We start from the raw sequence: 19,214 nt of genomic DNA on the forward strand, positions 1-19,214 counted from the left end.
TTATGTCTGGCTTAACCTTCCCGTCGCCCCCTTGACACTGGCCTTCCGTACGATTGACACTGTGCGCAGGCAATATCTTGCTTTTGCGATATATTGTTGCTGCCATGCGCGCTGTCAGGTGGGTTTGCCCCTGGATTTCCGTCATGACGGCCAATCATGCGCGCAGGCAATCGCCTGATCCGCGTTTTGAACCGTTTATATACTCGAAAAGATCCTTTCCATGAAAAAAAACATGTGTGCCGCCAGCAAGTCGTTTTCAGTGAAGACGCTTTCCGCCTTATTGTTCGGTACGGCTGGCGTCTTCCTTGCTCCCACCATGCTGGGCCTGGCGCCACAGGCGCAGGCCGCCGTGCCGGCCGTGAAACTGCCTGATTTCTCGGACCTGGTCGACGCCGTCGGCCCGGCCGTGGTGAATATTCGTACCACCGAACGCCTGAAAATGGGCGGCGCCGGGGCTGGCGTGGGCGGTCAGGATGAGCAGGAAATGCAGGAATTCCTGCGCCGCTTCTTTGGCGGCGCCATGCCCGCGCCGCGCCAGCAGGCGCCCCGTGGCGGCCGCCGCGCCGTGCCGCAGGAGCAGGAAGTGCAGCGCGGCGTCGGTTCCGGCTTCATCATTTCGGCCGATGGCTACGTGCTGAGCAATGCCCACGTGGTCGACGGCGCCGACGAGGTGTACGTGACCCTGACGGACAAGCGCGAATTCAAGGCCAAGGTGATCGGTGCCGATGCGCGCACCGACGTGGCCCTGCTGAAAATCGAGGGCGCCAACTTGCCGCGCCTGACCATCGGCGACTCGAACAAGATCCGCGTGGGCGAGTGGGTGATCGCCATCGGCTCGCCATTCAACCTGGAAAATACCGTGACGGCCGGCATTATTTCCGCCAAGTCACGCGATACGGGCGATTACCTGCCCCTGATCCAGAGCGACGTGGCCGTCAACCCCGGCAACTCCGGTGGTCCGTTGATCAATATGCGCGGCGAAGTGATCGGCATCAATTCGCAGATCGCCACCTTGTCCGGCGCCTACAATGGCATTTCGTTTGCCGTGCCCATCGATGAAGCCATGCGCGTGGGCGAGCAGCTGAAAAAGACGGGGAAAGTCGTGCGCGGACGCATCGGCGTGCAGATCGGCGAAGTGAGCAAGGACGTGGCGGAATCGCTGGGCTTGCCGAACGCCAAGGGTGCGCAAGTGTCGATGGTGGAGCCGGGCGGTCCGGCCGACAAGGCGGGCATCAAGCCGGGCGACATCATCCTGAAATTCAACGGCGCTCAGATCGAGCGTTCATCCGACCTGCCGCGCCTGGTAGGCGGCGCCGCGGTCAACGGCAAATCCACGGTCACCGTCTGGCGCAAGGGCGCGCAGCAGGATATTCCCGTCACCGTCGTCGAGCTGGAAAGCGAGAAAACGGCGAAGAAGGGCGCCAAGGAGCCGGAAGCGCAAGCCGTCAATGCGCTGGGATTGAAAGTCAGCGATGTGCCGGCCGCGAAGAAGCAGGAGCTGAAGATCGAGGCGGGCGTGCTGGTCGACGATGCCGACGGCGTGGCGGCCCTGGCCGGCTTGCAGCCTGGCGACGTGATCTTGCAATTGAACAACGTTGCCGTGAAAGATGCCAAGCAGTTCAATGCCCTGGTGGCCAAGCTCGATCCGAAAAAGTCGTCGGCCGTGCTGGTGCGCCGTGGCGACGTGGCGCAATTCGTTTCGCTGCGTCCGTCTGCCAGGTAAGTTTCTGATTCCATCCGCATCCCGGCCCCGGCCGGGATGCCTTTCCCTTTTCTTCATGCACTTCACCCTCTATTCCCGCAGTTATTGCCATTTATGCCAGGACATGCTCGACGCCTTGCTCCTGCTGCAAGCGCCCGGAAAACCGTTCACCGTGGACGTGATCGATATCGATGCGTCGTCCGACGCCTCGCTGCTGGCCCGTTTCGACGAGCTGGTGCCGGTGCTGTTCGGTGACCTGGCGCAGCCCGAGCTATGCCATTATTTTCTCGATGAGGCAGCGGTACGGCGCTGCCTGGCGTAGCTTAAATGGCAATATTGACACTGCATTGCACCATTATGGTGCTGAAAACAGCCGAAAATGTCGGCTTGGCCCGGTGCCGGCCTCATAAGACGGGCTTTCTACTCTGAAATCCGGTAAAATGGGGAGGTCGAAAAAGCTACTGTCCGAGGCAGCAGCTTCTGTCGCTTCAAAAGCGCTCGCCTGGGCATGCAGATGTCCTGCTCGGAGCGCTTTTTTCATCATGAGTGGGGCGCCTGGTTCTGGCCCTGTTTGGCCCGGACATGATTCCCCTGATTCCTGTTAAAGCAGTGTCGTCAACTTCGCACTTATATTAGTTAATGAACAACATACGCAATTTCTCCATCATCGCCCATATTGACCACGGTAAATCGACCCTGGCTGACCGCATCATTCAATTGTGCGGCGGCTTGTCCGACCGCGAGATGGAGGCGCAGGTGCTCGATTCGATGGATCTGGAGCGCGAGCGCGGCATTACCATCAAGGCGCAAACGGCGGCCCTGCACTACAAGGCGCGCGATGGCCAGATCTACAATCTGAACCTGATCGATACGCCAGGCCACGTCGACTTCAGCTATGAAGTGTCGCGCTCGCTGTCGGCGTGCGAAGGCGCGCTGCTGGTTGTTGACGCATCGCAAGGCGTGGAAGCGCAAACCGTGGCCAACTGCTACACGGCGCTGGACCTGGGCGTGGAAGTGGTGCCCGTGCTGAACAAGATCGACTTGCCGAACGCGGATCCTCCGAGCGCCATTGCCGAGATCGAAGACGTGATCGGCATCGACGCGGGCGACGCCGTGCATTGCTCGGCCAAGACGGGCTTCGGCGTGCTGGACGTGCTCGAACAATTGATCGTCAAGGTGCCGCCACCGAAGGGCGACCCCGATGCGCCGCTGCAGGCGCTGATCGTCGACTCCTGGTATGACGCCTATGTGGGCGTGGTCATGCTGGTGCGCGTCATCAACGGCACCCTGAAACCAAAAGACAAGATCCGCCTGATGGCCACCGATTCGGTGCAGCTGGTGGAAGACATCGGCGTGTTTTCGCCCCGTTCGCAATCCTTGCCGCAACTGTCGGCAGGCCAGGTGGGCTTCATCATCGCCGGCATCAAGGAATTGAAAGCGGCGAAAGTGGGCGACACCGTCACCCTGGCCAACCGTCCTGCCGCCGCGCCATTGCCCGGCTTCAAGGAAGTGCAGCCGCAAGTGTTCGCCGGCCTGTTCCCTGTCGAGGCGAACCAGTACGACGCGCTGCGCGACTCGCTGGAAAAACTGAAATTGAACGACGCGGCCCTGATGTACGAGCCGGAAGTGTCGCAGGCGCTGGGCTTCGGCTTCCGCTGCGGCTTCCTGGGCTTGCTGCACATGGAAATCGTGCAGGAACGCCTCGAACGCGAATTCGACATGGACCTGATCACCACGGCACCTACCGTGGTGTACGAAGTGATCCAGCGCGACGGCACCATGATCAACGTCGACAATCCATCGAAGATGCCCGATCCGTCGCGCATCGAGGAAGTGCGCGAGCCTATCGTCACGGTCAATCTGTACATGCCGCAGGAATACGTGGGCTCCGTGATCACCCTGTGTATCGGCAAGCGGGGCATCCAGATGGACATGAGCTACCACGGCCGCCAGGTCAAGCTCGTGTATGAAATGCCGATGGCCGAGATCGTGCTGGACTTCTTCGACCGCCTGAAATCGACATCGCGCGGCTATGCCTCGATGGATTACGAGTTTAAGGAATACCGCGCGGCCGACGTCGTCAAGGTCGACATGCTGATCAACAGCGAAAAAGTCGATGCGCTGGCCATCATCGTCCACCGTTCGAACAGCCAGTACCGCGGCCGCCAGGTGGCTGCCAAGATGCGTGAACTGATCCCGCGCCAGATGTTCGACGTGGCTATCCAGGCGACCATCGGCGCGAACATCATTTCGCGCGAGAACGTGAAAGCCTTGCGCAAGAACGTGTTGGCCAAGTGCTATGGCGGCGACATCAGCCGTAAGAAAAAATTGCTGGAAAAACAAAAGGCGGGTAAGAAACGCATGAAGCAAGTGGGTTCCGTGGAGATCCCGCAAGAAGCATTCCTGGCAATTTTACAAGTGGATGGTTAATACATGAACCTGCAAGTGATTTTAGGAAATTTCGCTTTAATCCTGTTCGTGCTGATGGTGTTGACGGGTCTGGTCTGGTGCCTGGATGTGTTTTATCTGTCCAAGCAGCGCCGCAAGGCGGCCGACCTTGCCCTGGCCGAGTTCGATGCGCGCCAGTCCAAGCTGGCCGCCGAGGGCATCAAGTCCGATGCGGGCGGCAGCCGCGCCACCATCGAGGCGGCCCTGTTGCGCCAGCCGACCTGGGTCGAATATTCGGGCAGCTTCTTCCCCGTCATCGCCCTCGTGTTCTGCCTGCGCTCGTTCCTGTACGAGCCATTCAAGATCCCGTCGAGCTCGATGGTGCCGACCTTGCTGGTAGGCGATTTGATCCTGGTCAACAAGTTTACTTATGGCATTCGTTTGCCGATCGTCAACAAGCGCATCATTGAAGTCAACGATCCGCAGCGCGGCGACGTCATGGTGTTCAAGTACCCGAAAGATATGTCGCAAGACTATATCAAGCGCGTGATCGGTGTGCCCGGTGATAAAATCACCTATGAAAACAAGCGCTTGACGGTCAACGGCAAGGAAGTGCAATACACGCCGCTGGACGACTACCTGGACGATGAAAGCACCGTTTACCACAAGCAGCTGGAAGAAAACCTGACGGGCGTGAGCCACCGCATCCTCAACGACGAGCCCGCTCCTACGTTGAACTTGCGCGAAGTGAAGGATTTCCCGCACAAGGAGTCGTGCGACTATAACGAAGACGGTTTCACTTGTGTGGTACCAGCAGGCAACTACTTCATGATGGGCGACAACCGCGACAATAGCGCGGACAGCCGCTACTGGGGCTTCGTGCCGAACGAGAACATCGTCGGCAAGGCTTTCCTGGTGTGGATGAACTTCAGCAATCCGAAAAGAGTGGGCGGCATACACTAAGCCGTCCCTATGGCTGCCGCGCCGATTCCCCGCGCGGCGGCCAGCCGAATTACTCAGATGACACAGAAACAACAATGAATCTTCAGTTATTGCAAACCCGTTTAGGCTATACGTTCCAGGATGCTGGCCTGTTGCAGCAAGCCTTGACGCATCGTAGCCACAGCAGTTTGCATAACGAGCGGCTGGAATTCCTCGGCGACTCCATCCTCAACTGCGTGGTCGCTTCCATCCTGTACGAGCGCTTCAAGTCCATCGACGAGGGCGACCTGTCGCGCCTGCGCGCGAATCTGGTGAAGCAGCAGTCGCTGTATGAAATCGCGCAAAAGCTGGAACTGTCGCAATTCCTGCGCCTGGGCGAAGGCGAGCTGAAATCGGGCGGTTTCCGCCGTCCGTCCATCCTCGCCGACACCCTGGAAGCCTTGCTGGGCGCGATTTTCCTCGACACGGGCTTCGACGCCGCCAGCACGGTGATCCGCGCCTTCTACATCCCCATCCTCGACTCGGTCGATCCGCAAACCCTGGGCAAGGATGCCAAGACCCTGCTGCAGGAGTTTTTGCAAAGCAAGAAAATTTCGCTGCCACAATACAACGTGGTGGCTACCCACGGCGCCGCCCACAGCCAGGAATTCGAGATCGAATGCCTGGTGCCGAAATTGAACATCCAGGTCTACGGCCGTGGCGGAAGCCGCCGCGCCGGTGAGCAAGCCGCCGCCAAACTGGCGCTCGACGTGGCCGAGCAGGCGCTATTGAAGTCGCCAGCCGCCAGCCGCAAGCCGAAACCGCGCGCCGCCCAGCTCAAGCTGGCCGGCATTGCCACCATCCAGAGCGACGACGCGGCAGCCCCTGCTGCCCCGGCGATCGCCGCTCACACTAAACAGAATCGACACTAGCATGACAGCCACCAAAATGCCCGACAACTTCCGCTGTGGCTATATCGCCATCGTGGGCCGCCCGAACGTGGGCAAATCGACCCTGATGAACGTGCTGATCGGCGCGAAGGTCAGCATCACTTCGCGCAAGGCGCAAACCACGCGCCACCGCATCACGGGCATCCAGACGGTGCCGGATGCGCAGTTCATCTACGTCGACACGCCAGGCTTCCAGACGCGCCACTCAAACGCGCTGAACAAGACGCTGAACAAGACCGTCACGAACACCCTGATTTCCTCGGACGTCATCCTGTACGTGATCGAAGCGGGCACGTTCGGCCCGGCCGACCAGCAAGTGATGGACCTGTTGCCGAAGGAAGTGCCATGCATCCTCGTCATCAATAAATCCGACCGCGTGAAGGACAAGGCCGTGCTGCTGCCGTTCGCGCAAAAGATCGCCGCCATGCGCGACTTCGCCGCCATCGTGCCTGTTTCCGCCAAGCTGCACTTCCAGCTGGAAGGCTTGCAGAACGAAATCAAGCGCTTCTTGCCGGAAAACCAGCCGATCTTTGGACCGGACGACATCACGGACCGCAGCGAGAAATTCCTCGCCTCGGAAATCGTGCGTGAAAAACTCTTCCGCTTTGTCGGCGACGAACTGCCGTACACGAGCACCGTGCTGATCGAGAAATTCGAGCAGGAAGGCGATCTGCGCCGCGTGTTTGCCGCCATCCTGGTCGAGCGCGATACGCACAAGTCCATGATTATCGGCAACAAGGGCGCGCGCCTGAAGGAAGTCTCCACCCAGGCCCGCCTGGATATGGAAAAGCTATTCGGCGGCCCCGTGTACCTGGAAATCTGGGTCAAGGTCAAATCGGGCTGGGCCGACAACGAGGCGGGCTTGCGCGCCTACGGCTACGAGTAATCCGCAACCCGGGGGCGACGCCACACGCATGAGCACCACCACGCCAGCGCTGCAGCATCCTGCGCCAGCTTCACCTGCTGTTTCCGCACCTGTCCCCGCGCCGGCGGCCATCGCGCCGCCCGCCGTACCTCCCACTGCACCCCGGCGCAGCCGTCCGCCCACGCGCGACGGTCGCATCACGGGCCAGCCAGCCTTCGTGCTGCACAGCTACCCGCATAAAGAAACCAGCCTCATCGTCGACGTGTTTACGCGCGAGTACGGCCGCATCGCGCTCGTTGCCAAGGGCGCCAAGCGGCCCCATTCGCAGTTGCGCGGCGTGCTGCAGACCTTCCAGCCGCTGCAAGCGGGCTGGACGGGCAAGTCCGAGCTGCGCATCCTCACCGGTGCGGAATGGGTGGGTGGCATGTTGCCGCTGGAAAAGACCGCCTTGCTATGCGGCTTTTATTTGAACGAATTGCTGGTCAAATTGCTCGCGCGCGACGACCCGCATCCCGTCCTGTTCGACCACTACGTTGCCACCTTGAATCAACTGGCGCACAATGAGCCGCCGCCCATCGTGCTGCGCAAGTTCGAGCGCGCCCTGCTCAAGGAAACGGGCGTGGCGGCCGACCTGACGCGCTGCACGGGCACGCGCCAGGCCGTCGAGGCGGGGCAGGTGTACGTGGTCGACCCGGAACGGGGGCCGCGCCCGGCGCGCGCCGCCGACGCTTGGCCCAGGATCACGGGCAAGACCCTGCTCGACATGGAGCGCGAAGATTATCTTGACGTGGCCACGCAGGCGCAAAGCAAGCTGCTGATGCGCTTTTTGCTGGCCCATCAACTGGGCGGCGCCACCTTGAATACGCGCCAGATACTGATTGATTTAATGCAGCTGTAGCTGAGGTTTGCAGCAGGACAGCACTTTACGGATACCATTTATATGAGCTTTTTGCAGCCTTCCGGCCCCGTCATCGACCTGGGCGTCAACATCGACCACGTGGCCACCTTGCGCAATGCGCGCGGCACCGCGTATCCGGACCCGATCCGCGCGGCCCTGCTGGCCGAACAGGCCGGCGCCGACGCCATCACCCTGCATTTGCGCGAAGACCGCCGCCACATCAAGGATGCGGACGTGATCGCCATCGCGCCGCAATTACTGACGCGCATGAACCTGGAAGCGGCCGTCACGGCCGAGATGATCGATTTCGCCTGCCGCATCAAGCCGGCGGACGTCTGCCTGGTGCCGGAAAAGCGCACAGAAGTGACGACCGAAGGGGGCCTGGACGTGGTGCGCTACTTCAAGGAAGTGCAGGCGGCGGTGCAACAATTGCAAGGCGAGGGCATCCGCGTGAGCCTGTTCATCGATGCGGACGAGCAGCAGATCGCTGCCGCCGCCGAGCTCGGCGCGCCCGTGATCGAGCTGCACACGGGCCGCTATGCCGATACGCAAGGCGCCGAGCAACTGGCTGAACTGGAACGCATCAAGGCGGGCGTGCTGTTCGGCGTGGGCCGCGGCTTGAAGGTCAACGCGGGCCACGGCTTGCATTACACCAATGTGCAAGCGATCGCCGCCATTCCCGATATCGCCGAGCTGAACATCGGCCACGCCATCGTCGCGCACGCCGTGTTTGTCGGCTGGGAAAATGCCGTGCGTGAAATGAAGGCCATCATGGTGGCCACGCGCCTGGGCCACAGGGCCTGACCAGGGAGCGCAGCATGATCTACGGCATCGGCACCGACATCTGCAAGATTCCCCGCATCGAGGCGGCCCTGGCGCGGCACGGCGAGCGTTTTGCGAAAAAGATACTGGGGCCGCAGGAGCTGGAAAAATTCCGCGCCCGCAGCGCCAAGAATGCCGCGCGCGGCGTGCGCTTCCTCGCCACGCGCTTCGCGGCGAAAGAGGCGTTTTCCAAGGCCATCGGCCTGGGTTTACGCATGCCGATGACCTGGCCCGCTGCGCAGATGCTGAACCATCCCAGCGGCAAGCCGATGATCGTCTGCAGCGGCGTGCTGGCCGAGTTCATGGAACAACACCGCCTGAGCGCGCAAGTGACCATCAGCGATGAAGAAGAATATGCGGTCGCGTTCGTGATCGTGGAGCAAGCAGTGTAACTATAAGTGCGCAATGAGCCAGCAATGACCGAAGCAAGCCCAGAATCTTCCTTGGCGGAAACGCCGCCCGACCCGCGCGCGCAGGTGCTGGCCACCGTCGCCAAGCTGCCGAATTTGCCCGGCGTGTACCGCTATTTCGACGCCGCAGACAAGGTGCTGTACGTCGGCAAGGCGCGCGACCTGAAAAAGCGCGTCTCCAGCTATTTCCAGAAGAACCTGGCCAGTCCCCGCATCGCCATGATGGTCGAGCGCATCGCGCGCCTGGAAACGACCGTCACGCACAGCGAAGCGGAAGCCTTGATCCTGGAAAATAACTTGATCAAGGCGCTGCAACCGCGCTACAACATCCTGTTCCGCGACGACAAGTCGTATCCATACCTGAAGATCACCAATGGCGATGCGCCGCGCATGGTGTATTACCGGGGCGCGGTGGACAAGAAAAACCAGTATTTCGGGCCGTTCCCCAGTTCCTGGGCCGTCAAGGAATCGATGCAGATCCTGCAAAAGGTGTTTTTGATCCGCACCTGCGAGGACAGCGTGTACGCCAACCGCACGCGGCCTTGTTTGCTGCACCAGATCGGCCGCTGCAGCGCGCCGTGCGTGGACCTGATCAGCAAGGAAGACTACAAGAACGACGTGGAAAACGCGGCGCGCTTCCTGCGCGGGCGCCAGAGCGAGGTGATGGCCGACCTGGAAAAGAAGATGCATGCGTTTGCCGCCGAGCTGAAGTTCGAACAAGCCGTGGTGGTGCGCAACCAGATCGCCTCGCTGTCGCGCGTGCTGCATCAGCAAAGCATGGAAACGACGGGCGACGCCGATGTCGACATCCTCGCCGTGCTGGTGCAGGGCGGGCGCGCCTGCGTCAACCTGGCCATGGTGCGCGGCGGGCGCCACCTGGGCGACCGCGCCTACTTCCCCAGCCAGCTCAGCGATGCGGCGGCCATTGCCGAGGAACCGATCGAGGTGGAAGTGCTGGCCGCCTTCCTGGCCCAGCACTACACGGAAAAATTCATTCCCGGCACCCTGATCCTGAATATCGAATTCGACCAGCCGGCCCTGATGGTGGCGCTGATGGAGCAGTGCGGCCACCGCATCAACCTGATCTTCCAGCCGCAGGGGCAGCGCCGCCAATGGCTTGAGATGGCGCAAAAGGGCGCCGAGATTTCGCTGGCGCGCCTGCTGTCGGAGCAGGGCTCGCAGCAATCGCGCACGCGCGCGCTGGCCGAGGCGCTGCGCCTGGAAACGGAAGACCTCGACAGCCTGCGCGTGGAGTGTTTCGACATCAGCCACACGCAAGGCGAGGCGACGCAGGCGTCGTGCGTCGTATTCCACCACCACGCCATGCAGAACGGAGAATACCGGCGCTACAACATCAACGACATCACCCCCGGCGACGATTACGCGGCCATGCGCCAGGTCCTGATGCGCCGCTACGAGAAAGTGGCGAATGGCGATGGCGTGATGCCCGACGTGGTCTTGATCGACGGCGGCAAGGGCCAGATCGAAATGGCGCGCCAGGTGTTCGCCGAGCTGGGACTCGATATCAGCTTGATTGTCGGCGTGGCCAAGGGGGAGGGGCGCAAGGTGGGCCTGGAAACCCTGCTGTTCGTCGATGGCCGCGCGGCCCAGGAACTGGGCAAGGAATCGGCGGCCCTGATGCTGATCGCGCAAATCCGCGACGAGGCGCACCGCTTCGCCATCACGGGCATGCGCGCCAAGCGGGCCAAGACGCGCCAGACGTCGCGTCTGGAAGAGATCGAAGGCATCGGCGCCAAGCGCCGCCAGAAGCTGCTGTCGCGCTTTGGCGGCTTGCGCGGCGTGGTCGACGCCAGCGTCGAGGACCTGATGTCGGTGGAGGGGATTTCCACGCAGCTGGCAGAAGAAATCTACAAGCAGCTGCACTGATGATAGAGCCGCCTGGTCCGGTGCCGCGGCAACCGGACTAGGCTAATACCCTGTGGCCATGTAGACTAGTGGCGCTTTCTTCACGCTTTCCTCATGTTCAATTTACCCGTCGGCCGATTGCTCTCTTATGCCTTTTAATATTCCCATCCTTTTGACCTGGCTGCGCGTGGCCCTGATACCGCTCGTCGTCGGCGTGTTTTACTTGCCGCCGTCGATGCTGCTGCATGGCGACCAGAACCTGGTTGCCACCCTGGTCTTCATTGTTGCCGCCGTCACAGACTGGTTCGACGGCTTCCTCGCGCGACGCTGGAACCAGACTTCGGCCTTCGGCGCCTTCCTCGACCCGGTCGCCGACAAGCTGATGGTGGCGGGTGCCTTGCTGGTGCTGGTGCAACTGGACCGTGTCAATGCCGTGCTGGCCTTCATCATCATCGGCCGCGAAATCACGATTTCCGCGCTGCGCGAATGGATGGCGCAGATCGGCGCCTCGAAGTCGGTGGCCGTCAGCTCGATCGGCAAGATCAAGACGGCCGCACAAATGACGGCCATTCCCTTGCTGCTGTACCACGAAGTGATCTTTGGCGCGATCGATACCCATGTGTGGGGCGAGAAGCTGCTGTGGATCGCCTGCGTGCTGACGGTGTGGTCGATGTTTTACTATTTGCGCCTGGCGTGGCCTCTCATCAAGGAAAAGGCTGGAAATCTGCACTAAGAACAGGCAGGCGGCTGCTTTGTGCGGAATATTTTGCAAAAGACCAGATATTGCCCGTTGACAGCCCCTGTAATCCCTCTATAATGCTGGCCTGTTGTTGATGACGCGGGAGTAGCTCAGTTGGTAGAGCGCAACCTTGCCAAGGTTGAGGTCGAGAGTTCGAGACTCTTCTCCCGCTCCAGTTTTCTGGATCGTGTCATAGGTAAAAACAGCAGATGCAGTAAAAAGTAGTACTGGCGATGTAGTAGAGCTTCTGATACAATGTTGTCCACTGCGGGAGTAGCTCAGTTGGTAGAGCGCAACCTTGCCAAGGTTGAGGTCGAGAGTTCGAGACTCTTCTCCCGCTCCAGTGAATGCTGGATCAGCAGTAAAGCAGCACTGGTAAACGGTAGCAAAAGGCAGTAAAATAGCGGTTCGTATGCGGGAGTAGCTCAGTTGGTAGAGCGCAACCTTGCCAAGGTTGAGGTCGAGAGTTCGAGACTCTTCTCCCGCTCCAGCGAAAGCTGAAGCAGTACAGCAAGAATGGCAGTAGCAGAAAATAGAAGCTCCAATGCGGGAGTAGCTCAGTTGGTAGAGCGCAACCTTGCCAAGGTTGAGGTCGAGAGTTCGAGACTCTTCTCCCGCTCCAGAATTCTAAAGGGAAGCTAAGCTGGCTTCCTTTTTTTATCCGTCGCCATGCGCGGCGCGATTATGCGGTAACCAAGCTCCAATGCGGGAGTAGCTCAGTTGGTAGAGCGCAACCTTGCCAAGGTTGAGGTCGAGAGTTCGAGACTCTTCTCCCGCTCCAGTTTTCAAGGTGGGCCGCAAGGCGCATCCAAGCAGTTCCTCTGGCGAGGTAGCAAAGAGGTTATGCAGCGGCCTGCAAAGCCGTTTAGACGGGTTCGATTCCCGTCCTCGCCTCCAGATGAAAAAAATAGCCCACTTTCGAGTGGGCTATTTTTTTGTCTGCGCTTTGGCCAGACTTTTGCCGATGGCGCATCTTGTATAATGCCGGCAAGCTCAGCCGCGCCGCCTGGCGCCTTGATGAACCTCCCCCTTTCCGCCATACCGATGTAGTCACTGACGACTTTCCTGTTCCGTTCGACCTCAGCGCCGCGTTTCTGTGACGCCCGCTGGCATGGCTGCGCCTGATTATTCTCCATCCGGCCGGCATTTTCCTGTTCCGACTTTGGATACGCATCAATGATCAACACAACTTTTCGGGATGAGTGGTACTCGAACCTGCAAAAAAACGTCTTGGCGGGCTTGACCACGTCATTTGCCCTGGTGCCAGAATGCATCGCCTTTGCCCTGGTGGCGCAGCTCAATCCCCTGATGGGCCTGTATGGCGCCTTCATCATCTGCGCCATGACGGCCATCTTTGGCGGACGTCCGGGCATGATTTCGGGCGCCGCCGGCTCCATGGCCGTCGTCATCGTGGCGCTGGTGGCGCAACACGGCGTGCAATACCTGCTGGCTACCGTGGTGCTCGGCGGTATCTTGATGGCGTTATTCGGCATCTTGCGTCTGGGCAAGCTGATTCGCATGGTGCCGCATCCCGTGATGCTGGGTTTTGTGAATGGCCTGGCCATCGTCATCGCCATGTCCCAACTGGAACACTTCCGCCAGGCCACGCCGCAGGGCGAAGCCTGGCTGCAAGGCACGCCCTTGCTCGTGATGGGTGGCCTGGTGCTGCTCACCATGGCCATCGTCTACGTGCTGCCGCGCCTGACAAAAGCCGTGCCGCCGGCGCTGGTGGCCATTCTGGGCGTGGGCGTGCTCAGCCATGTTTTGCACCTGCCCACGCGCACCCTGGGCGACCTCGCGCATATCGCGGGCGGCTTGCCGGCCCTGCATTGGCCTGCCGTGCCGCTGGACATGGCCACCTTGCACATCATTTTTCCGTATGCGGCGCTGATGGCCATGGTGGGTTTGCTGGAAACCTTGCTCACTTTTAATCTCACGGATGAGATAACGGAAACGCGGGGGCAGCCGAACCGCGAATGCATCGCCCTCGGCGCATCGAACATCGTCTCGGGCCTGTTTGGCGGCATGGGCGGCTGCGCCATGATCGGGCAGACGATGATCAACCTGAGCTCGGGCGGCCGCTCGCGCCTGTCTGGCGTGACGGCCGGCGTGATGATCTTGCTGTTCATCCTGTTCCTGTCGCCGCTGATCGAGCGCATCCCGCTGGCGGCCCTCGTGGGCGTGATGTTCGTCGTGGCGCAGCAGACGTTTGCCTGGGGCTCCTTGCGCGTGCTGGGCAAGGTGCCGTTGCAGGATGCGCTGGTGATCGTCGCCGTGACGGTGATCACGGTATTCACGGACCTGGCGATGGCCGTGCTGTGCGGCATCGTCATCGCCGCCTTGAATTTTGCCTGGCAACATGCGCGCGACATGCGTGCCGACATCGATGACAGCACGCAAGGTATGCGCGTCTACCTGCCGCATGGCACCCTGTTTTTTGCTTCCACCACGCATTTCCAGGAGCTGTTCCAGGCAGCGTCGGACCCGGCCCGCGTCATCCTCGACTGCCGGCACCTGCACATGGCCGACCACTCGGCCATCGCCGCCATCGAATCGCTGTATGAGCGCTATGACAGGGCAGGCAAGCATCTGCAGGTGACGCATCTGTCCGCCCGCAACGAGGCCTTGCTGCAGCGGGCCGGGGTGGATGTGGGCGTGGCGTAAAATATTGGATTGCTGAATGTCTGTGGAGTGTGAATGCTGTCGAACGAACAAGAACAATTATTGCAACAAAGCCAAACGGCTTTTGATGCCTACTATGACGCGCTGGGCGCTTCGCTGGTGAATTTTGTCGAGCGCCTGGGCATCCAGCCGGCGCACGAAGTGTTGACGAACGCGGCCGAATACCTGCCGTACATCGATGCGGCCATGCGCACCATCGTCATTCGCGACGAGAGCTGGCAGTGGGTGAAAACCATGCTCGGCTACTTCATCGGCGAGTATTTCGTGCAAGGCCATGCGGGTTGCTGGTATGTGGAAACGCGGGCGGAGTCGCCGCATTTTTTCCGCATTATGGTGGGCGGCTTCGAGCATGGTTTGCCGCCTGACGCCGCCATCGATCCGGAAGCGCTGGCGCTGGAATTTCTGGGGCAATCCGCGCCGCGCGAGCTGGCGGCACTGATCACCCAGGCGCAAGCCCGCGCGGCGTGATGCCGCACGGCTTGCAGAAGCGGATTTAAAACTCTTCCCACTCGCCTTCGGCCGGGCTTGTTGCCTTGCTGCTGGCGCGCGTCGCGGGCAGGCGCAGGGCAGGGGCCGTAGCCTTGCGGGCCGGCGCGGCTGCGGGCGCTGCGGGCGCGCCGCGCTGTGCGGTTTTCACGCTGAAACGGTCGGTGGCTGCCGCGTTGGCGTCCAGACGGAAGACGCTCACCACCTGCGCCAGTTCGCTCGCCTGTTCCTGCATCGCTTCGGCCGCTGCCGAGGCTTCTTCCACCAGGGCTGCATTTTGCTGCGTTACCTGGTCCATTTCGGAAATGGCCTGGTTGACTTGCTCGATGCCCGCGCTCTGTTCTTCGCTGGCGTTGCTGATCTCGCTCATGATGGACGTGACGAAGCCGATGCTTTGCACGATTTCTTCCATCGTCTTGCCGGCCTTGTCGACCAGGTCCGTGCCCACGTCGACTTTTTGCACGGAGTCGTCGATCAAGCCCTTGATTTCTTTTGCCGCCGCTGCCGAGCGCTGCGCCAGGTTGCGCACTTCCGTGGCAACCACGGCAAAGCCGCGACCCTGTTCGCCGGCGCGCGCCGCTTCCACGGCCGCGTTCAAGGCCAGGATGTTGGTCTGGAAGGCGATGCCATCGATGACCGAGATAATATCGACGATTTTCTTCGACGAGGTATTGATCTCGCTCATGGTAGCGACCACTTCGGCCACCACGGCGCCGCCGCGGCTGGCGATGCCGGCCGCGTCGCCAGCCAGTTTATTCGCCTGGCGCGCATTGTCCGCGTTTTGCTTGACGGTCGAAGTCAGTTCTTCCATCGACGAGGCCGTTTCTTCCAGCGAACTGGCTTGCTGTTCCGTGCGCGACGACAGGTCCTGGTTGCCGGCGGCGATTTCCGCGGAGGCCGTGGCGATGGTGTCGGTGCCGCTGCGCACCTGGCCGACGATGCCGACGAGGCTATCGTTCATGGTTTTCAGGGCATGCATCAGCTGGCCTGTTTCATCGCGGCCCTGGGCCGTGATGACGCTGCTCAAGTCGCCCGCTGCCACGGTCTCCGCCACTTTCACGGCGGCGCGGATGGGGCCGGTGATCGAACGCGTGATCCACCAGGCAAAGCCGATGCCCATCAGCACGGCCAGCACGCCCATGGTGATCAGGAAGATGCGGGTGCCGCTGTAAGCTTCGATGATGCTGGCGCCGACGCCGTCGGCCGCCTTGATCTGCATGCCGGCAAAGCGCTTCACTTCGGCCAGGTAAGCCACGGTGATGGGTGCGACTTCCTTGTCGAACACGATCTTGGCGCCCGCCACGTCGCCGTCGGCCTTCATCTTGAAGGCGCGTGCGCGCGTCGTCACGTAGTCGGTGCGCACCTTGCGCACCACCTTGAACTGCTCGATCACGGCCGGGTTGAGCAAGGATGCGATGATGTCGTCCTGCAGCTTGCTGGAACGCTCCGCATCGACTTTCAGGTCTTCCTCGATCTTGGCGCGCACGACCGGATCGGTGATCTCGAACGAGGCGACGCCGCGCACGCTGTTGAGTTCAATGATCTTCGACCATTCGGCCACCATGCGCTGGTTCTTGATGCTGGTATTGATGAGGCGATAGGTCAGGTCGCTGGCCGTTTGCATGCGTACGAGGGCGGTGATGGTCAGGGCGGCAAGCAACAGCAATACGACAGCAAAGCCGACGCCAAGGCGGCTGCCGATGTTCAGGTTTTTCATGTAATTCCTAACAGTTTAATAGTCATGATCGCCGCCGCCAGCAGGGGCGGACAGGCGCCGCAAGGCGCAGGGGATCGGGGTCTTCGGGTGCCGCGTGATGGCTGTGCGGCGCGCCACGCTGAGCGTGGCGATAGAGGTAAAGCAAGGGGCATATCGGTCAGGCTGACCGCTGCCCAGCAAGCCGCAAGTATAGCATTGACGCAGGGAAATAGTTTCTGGTGGCAATTTTAATTATTTTTTGATATTGATTTCCTGTTGCTTTTTTACGTCAAGTACCTAGTTAATAAGTACTATCACTTACATTCATCCTTACTTTTCCCATCGCCGGCTGATAAAATACTAATGATAATCATTCGTATTAAAACTTCGACCAGGGAATTGTATGCAGCAACAGCGCAAGCCAGGATGTAAACCGATCACCATCGCCGTACTGGGCGCCTTGACCTTGGGCGCCACGCCACTGGCGGCCTGGGCACAGGAAAGCTTGCCCGCCGTCACCGTGACGGCGTCGAAGGACAAGGATGGCTATGTGGCCGCCACCTCCGCCAGCGGCACCAAGACGGAAATGGCCTTGCGCGACGTGCCGCAAACGATCAACGTGGTGCCGGCCGCCGTCATCCGCGACCAGAATGCCATGTCGATCCAGGACATCATGAAGAACATCCCCGGCGTGGGCTTGTCCACGGGCGACGGCCAGCGCGACCAGGTGTTCATCCGCGGCTTCACGGCCATCGGCGACCAGTTCGTCGACGGCTTCCGCGATGACGCGCTGTATTTCCGCGACCTGTCGAACGTGGAGCGCCTGGAAGTGATCAAGGGACCGGCCGCCGTGCTGTACGGCCGCGGTTCCTCGGGCGGCCTGGTGAACCGCATCACGAAGAAGCCGGGCGTGGATATCGCGGACGTGGCCCTGAGCTTGACGAACACAGCAGGGCGCCGCGGCGAAGTCGACGTGGGCCGTGTCGGCGAGACGGTGGACTGGCGTGTCACGGGCGCGCGCGAATTGTCGGACAGCTACCGCGACCAGCAATTCATCAACCGCACGGCGCTGGCGCCGTCCGTGGCCATCCGCCTCTCCAGTGCCACCAAATTGCTGCTGCAGGGCGATTACCTGGAAGACCGCCGCCTGACGGACTTCGGCATCCCGTCCTACCACGGCCGTCCCGTGGCCGTCGATGCGGGCACATATTACGGCGCCGCCAACGCCCGCGATGCCGACTTCAGCCAGTCGCGCGTGGTGTCCACGGCCGCCACCCTGACGCACAAATTCAGCGATAGCTTGTCGCTGCGCAATGCCTTCCGCTACTACGACTATCACCTGGACCGCAACAACACGAATATTTCCGGCAACGTCAACGAAGTCAAGGGCACGATGAGCCTGGGCCACGCCAAGCTCAACCGCGACGAGAGCGGCTGGTTCAACCAGACGGAACTGACGCAAAAGCTGGTCACGGGCACCATGCGCCACGAAGTGCTGTACGGCGCCGAATTCGGCAAGCAAAACAAGGATGCCAACAGTTGGGCCGCCATCGCTGTAACGACATCTGCGAAGCCCGTGTCGATCTTCAATCCTGTTCTGCCCGTCGTCGATCGCAGCAAACTGGGCGCGCGCAGTGATACCTTCGGTACCTACGACACGGCCGCCGCCTACGTGCAGGACGCCATCAGCTTCAGCGATGAGTGGAAGGCGCTGGCCGGCTTGCGCTACGACCGCTACAAGCAGCAGTCGCGCCTGGCCAATGCGCTTGGCGTGACGACGGCGGATTTGTCGCGCACGGATTCGGCCTACAGCCCCCGCGCCGGCCTCGTCTGGCAGCCGGGCGCGACGCAATCGTACTACGCCTCGTGGAGCCGTTCGTTCCAGCCGAGTGGTGAGAACTTCGCCCTGGCCGCCAACAATGCCGACCTGGCGCCGGAAACCACGCGCAACACGGAAGTGGGCGCCAAGTATGACCTGTGGGGCGGCCGCGCCAACGCCACCGTGTCGCTGTTCCGCCTGGAGCGCGACAATATCAAGACCAGCGACCCGATCACGAACCGCATCGTGCCCGTCGGCACGCAGCGCACGGATGGCCTGGAACTGACCTTCAACGCGGACTTGCACGATGGCTGGAAAATGATGGCCGGCTACGCTTACCTGGACGCCACCATCACCGATTCCATCGCCAAGGACAAGAGCGTCAATGTGCCGGGCGGCACCGTCGCCAGAGAAGTGCCGGTCAAGGGCAAGCGCGCCACCTTGACTTCGCGCAATACGGCCAACCTGTGGCTGACGAAAGACCTGGGCCACGGCTTCACGGTGGGCGGCGGCGCGAACGCCGTCGGCAGCCGTTTCGCCAATCCGGGCAACACGGTGGTGCTGCCAGGCTATGTGACGGCCGACGCCATGGCCGCGTACCGCACGGGCCGCTATGAAGTGCAGCTGAACGTCAACAATATCGGCGACACGCGCTACATCGTGTCGGGCCACGGTTCCAGCCCGAACCTGAGCTTGCCGGGCGCGCCGCGCAATGTGGCGCTGACCTTGCGCTACAGCCTGTAATTTGGCCTGGCAGTTCGGCCGCATCCCCAAAAACCCGCTCGCGAGCGGGTTTTTTTTCGTGGGTGGGTAGCGATGTGCAAGCGTGCCGGGCAGGCTGGCATTGTTTAGAGGGAACGTTCGGTATCGTCAAATTAATATTGACTAAAGGCAATTTTTTCCAGCGGACTAAGCCTTGTCGGAGTTTGAGGGGTAAAATACTGTCATACGGCACAGGCATGGTGCTTAT

The 19,214-nt window shown here is 61.0% G+C and carries 16 protein-coding genes and 6 tRNA genes; 20 read left to right on the forward strand and 2 right to left on the reverse strand.

Going from position 1 to position 19,214, the window contains the following annotated elements:
- Positions 1-220 precede the first annotated feature (220 nt).
- Complete coding sequence (locus OX460_RS00530; RefSeq protein ID WP_251351577.1) at positions 221-1,723, forward strand: DegQ family serine endoprotease; 1,503 nt, start codon at positions 221-223, stop codon at positions 1,721-1,723.
- A 55-nt stretch (positions 1,724-1,778) separates the two neighbouring features.
- On the forward strand, positions 1,779-2,024 hold the full coding sequence (locus tag OX460_RS00535; RefSeq protein ID WP_289897276.1) for a glutaredoxin family protein: 246 nt from the start codon (positions 1,779-1,781) through the stop codon (positions 2,022-2,024).
- A 33-nt stretch (positions 2,025-2,057) separates the two neighbouring features.
- Here OX460_RS00535 and OX460_RS00540 read toward each other — a convergent pair whose 3' ends face one another.
- On the reverse strand, positions 2,058-2,246 hold the full coding sequence (locus OX460_RS00540) for a hypothetical protein (protein WP_143451506.1): 189 nt from the start codon (positions 2,244-2,246) through the stop codon (positions 2,058-2,060).
- Between the two features lie 95 nt (positions 2,247-2,341).
- Here OX460_RS00540 and lepA point away from each other — a divergent pair, with 95 nt between their 5' ends.
- The 17 genes from lepA (at position 2,342) to OX460_RS00625 (ending at position 14,711) form a co-directional block, all read left to right on the forward strand.
- Entirely contained in the window at positions 2,342-4,132 is a 1,791-nt protein-coding gene (gene lepA, locus OX460_RS00545; protein ID WP_034749621.1) for a translation elongation factor 4, read from the forward strand.
- Between the two features lie 3 nt (positions 4,133-4,135).
- A complete protein-coding gene (gene lepB, locus OX460_RS00550) occupies positions 4,136-5,053 on the forward strand; it encodes a signal peptidase I (RefSeq protein ID WP_099667264.1) in 918 nt (305 codons plus the stop codon).
- A 74-nt stretch (positions 5,054-5,127) separates the two neighbouring features.
- Positions 5,128-5,943, forward strand: coding sequence for a ribonuclease III (gene rnc / locus OX460_RS00555; RefSeq protein WP_077406693.1), 816 nt, complete (start codon positions 5,128-5,130; stop codon positions 5,941-5,943).
- 1 nt (position 5,944) lies between these two features.
- Positions 5,945-6,847: a GTPase Era gene (era, locus tag OX460_RS00560; protein ID WP_034749612.1), complete on the forward strand. Its 903-nt coding sequence runs from the start codon at positions 5,945-5,947 to the stop codon at positions 6,845-6,847.
- 28 nt (positions 6,848-6,875) lie between these two features.
- Positions 6,876-7,724: a DNA repair protein RecO gene (gene recO / locus OX460_RS00565; protein ID WP_211550666.1), complete on the forward strand. Its 849-nt coding sequence runs from the start codon at positions 6,876-6,878 to the stop codon at positions 7,722-7,724.
- Positions 7,725-7,766: 42 nt separating this feature from the next.
- Positions 7,767-8,528 carry a pyridoxine 5'-phosphate synthase gene (pdxJ, locus tag OX460_RS00570; RefSeq protein ID WP_034779221.1) on the forward strand — a complete coding sequence of 254 codons (762 nt, stop codon included), beginning with the start codon at positions 7,767-7,769 and terminating at the stop codon, positions 8,526-8,528.
- Positions 8,529-8,542: 14 nt separating this feature from the next.
- A complete protein-coding gene (gene acpS, locus OX460_RS00575; protein ID WP_289897277.1) occupies positions 8,543-8,938 on the forward strand; it encodes a holo-ACP synthase in 396 nt (131 codons plus the stop codon).
- 24 nt (positions 8,939-8,962) lie between these two features.
- The gene (gene uvrC, locus OX460_RS00580) at positions 8,963-10,843 is read left to right on the forward strand and encodes an excinuclease ABC subunit UvrC (protein WP_077406680.1); all 1,881 of its coding nucleotides are present in this window, start codon (positions 8,963-8,965) and stop codon (positions 10,841-10,843) included.
- A 127-nt stretch (positions 10,844-10,970) separates the two neighbouring features.
- Entirely contained in the window at positions 10,971-11,555 is a 585-nt protein-coding gene (gene pgsA / locus OX460_RS00585; protein WP_034749601.1) for a CDP-diacylglycerol--glycerol-3-phosphate 3-phosphatidyltransferase, read from the forward strand.
- Positions 11,556-11,660: 105 nt separating this feature from the next.
- A tRNA-Gly gene (locus tag OX460_RS00590) sits at positions 11,661-11,736 on the forward strand.
- Between the two features lie 92 nt (positions 11,737-11,828).
- Positions 11,829-11,904: transfer RNA gene (locus OX460_RS00595), tRNA-Gly, on the forward strand.
- A gap of 71 nt (positions 11,905-11,975) precedes the next feature.
- Positions 11,976-12,051 (forward strand) — tRNA-Gly (locus OX460_RS00600).
- A 56-nt stretch (positions 12,052-12,107) separates the two neighbouring features.
- Positions 12,108-12,183 (forward strand) — tRNA-Gly (locus OX460_RS00605).
- Positions 12,184-12,266: 83 nt separating this feature from the next.
- Positions 12,267-12,342: transfer RNA gene (locus OX460_RS00610), tRNA-Gly, on the forward strand.
- A 42-nt stretch (positions 12,343-12,384) separates the two neighbouring features.
- A tRNA-Cys gene (locus tag OX460_RS00615) sits at positions 12,385-12,458 on the forward strand.
- Between the two features lie 279 nt (positions 12,459-12,737).
- Positions 12,738-14,225, forward strand: a complete 1,488-nt coding sequence (locus OX460_RS00620) for a SulP family inorganic anion transporter (protein ID WP_289897278.1) — start codon at positions 12,738-12,740, stop codon at positions 14,223-14,225.
- Positions 14,226-14,258: 33 nt separating this feature from the next.
- The gene (locus OX460_RS00625; RefSeq protein ID WP_289897279.1) at positions 14,259-14,711 is read left to right on the forward strand and encodes a hypothetical protein; all 453 of its coding nucleotides are present in this window, start codon (positions 14,259-14,261) and stop codon (positions 14,709-14,711) included.
- 25 nt (positions 14,712-14,736) lie between these two features.
- Here the strand turns inward: OX460_RS00625 and OX460_RS00630 are convergent, their stop codons facing one another.
- Entirely contained in the window at positions 14,737-16,446 is a 1,710-nt protein-coding gene (locus tag OX460_RS00630; protein ID WP_289897280.1) for a methyl-accepting chemotaxis protein, read from the reverse strand.
- Between the two features lie 382 nt (positions 16,447-16,828).
- Here OX460_RS00630 and OX460_RS00635 point away from each other — a divergent pair, with 382 nt between their 5' ends.
- Positions 16,829-18,988, forward strand: coding sequence for a TonB-dependent siderophore receptor (locus OX460_RS00635; RefSeq protein ID WP_289897281.1), 2,160 nt, complete (start codon positions 16,829-16,831; stop codon positions 18,986-18,988).
- Positions 18,989-19,214 lie beyond the last annotated feature (226 nt).

Source organism: Janthinobacterium sp. SUN033 (assembly GCF_030397595.1).
GTDB lineage: Bacteria > Pseudomonadota > Gammaproteobacteria > Burkholderiales > Burkholderiaceae_D > Janthinobacterium > Janthinobacterium kumbetense.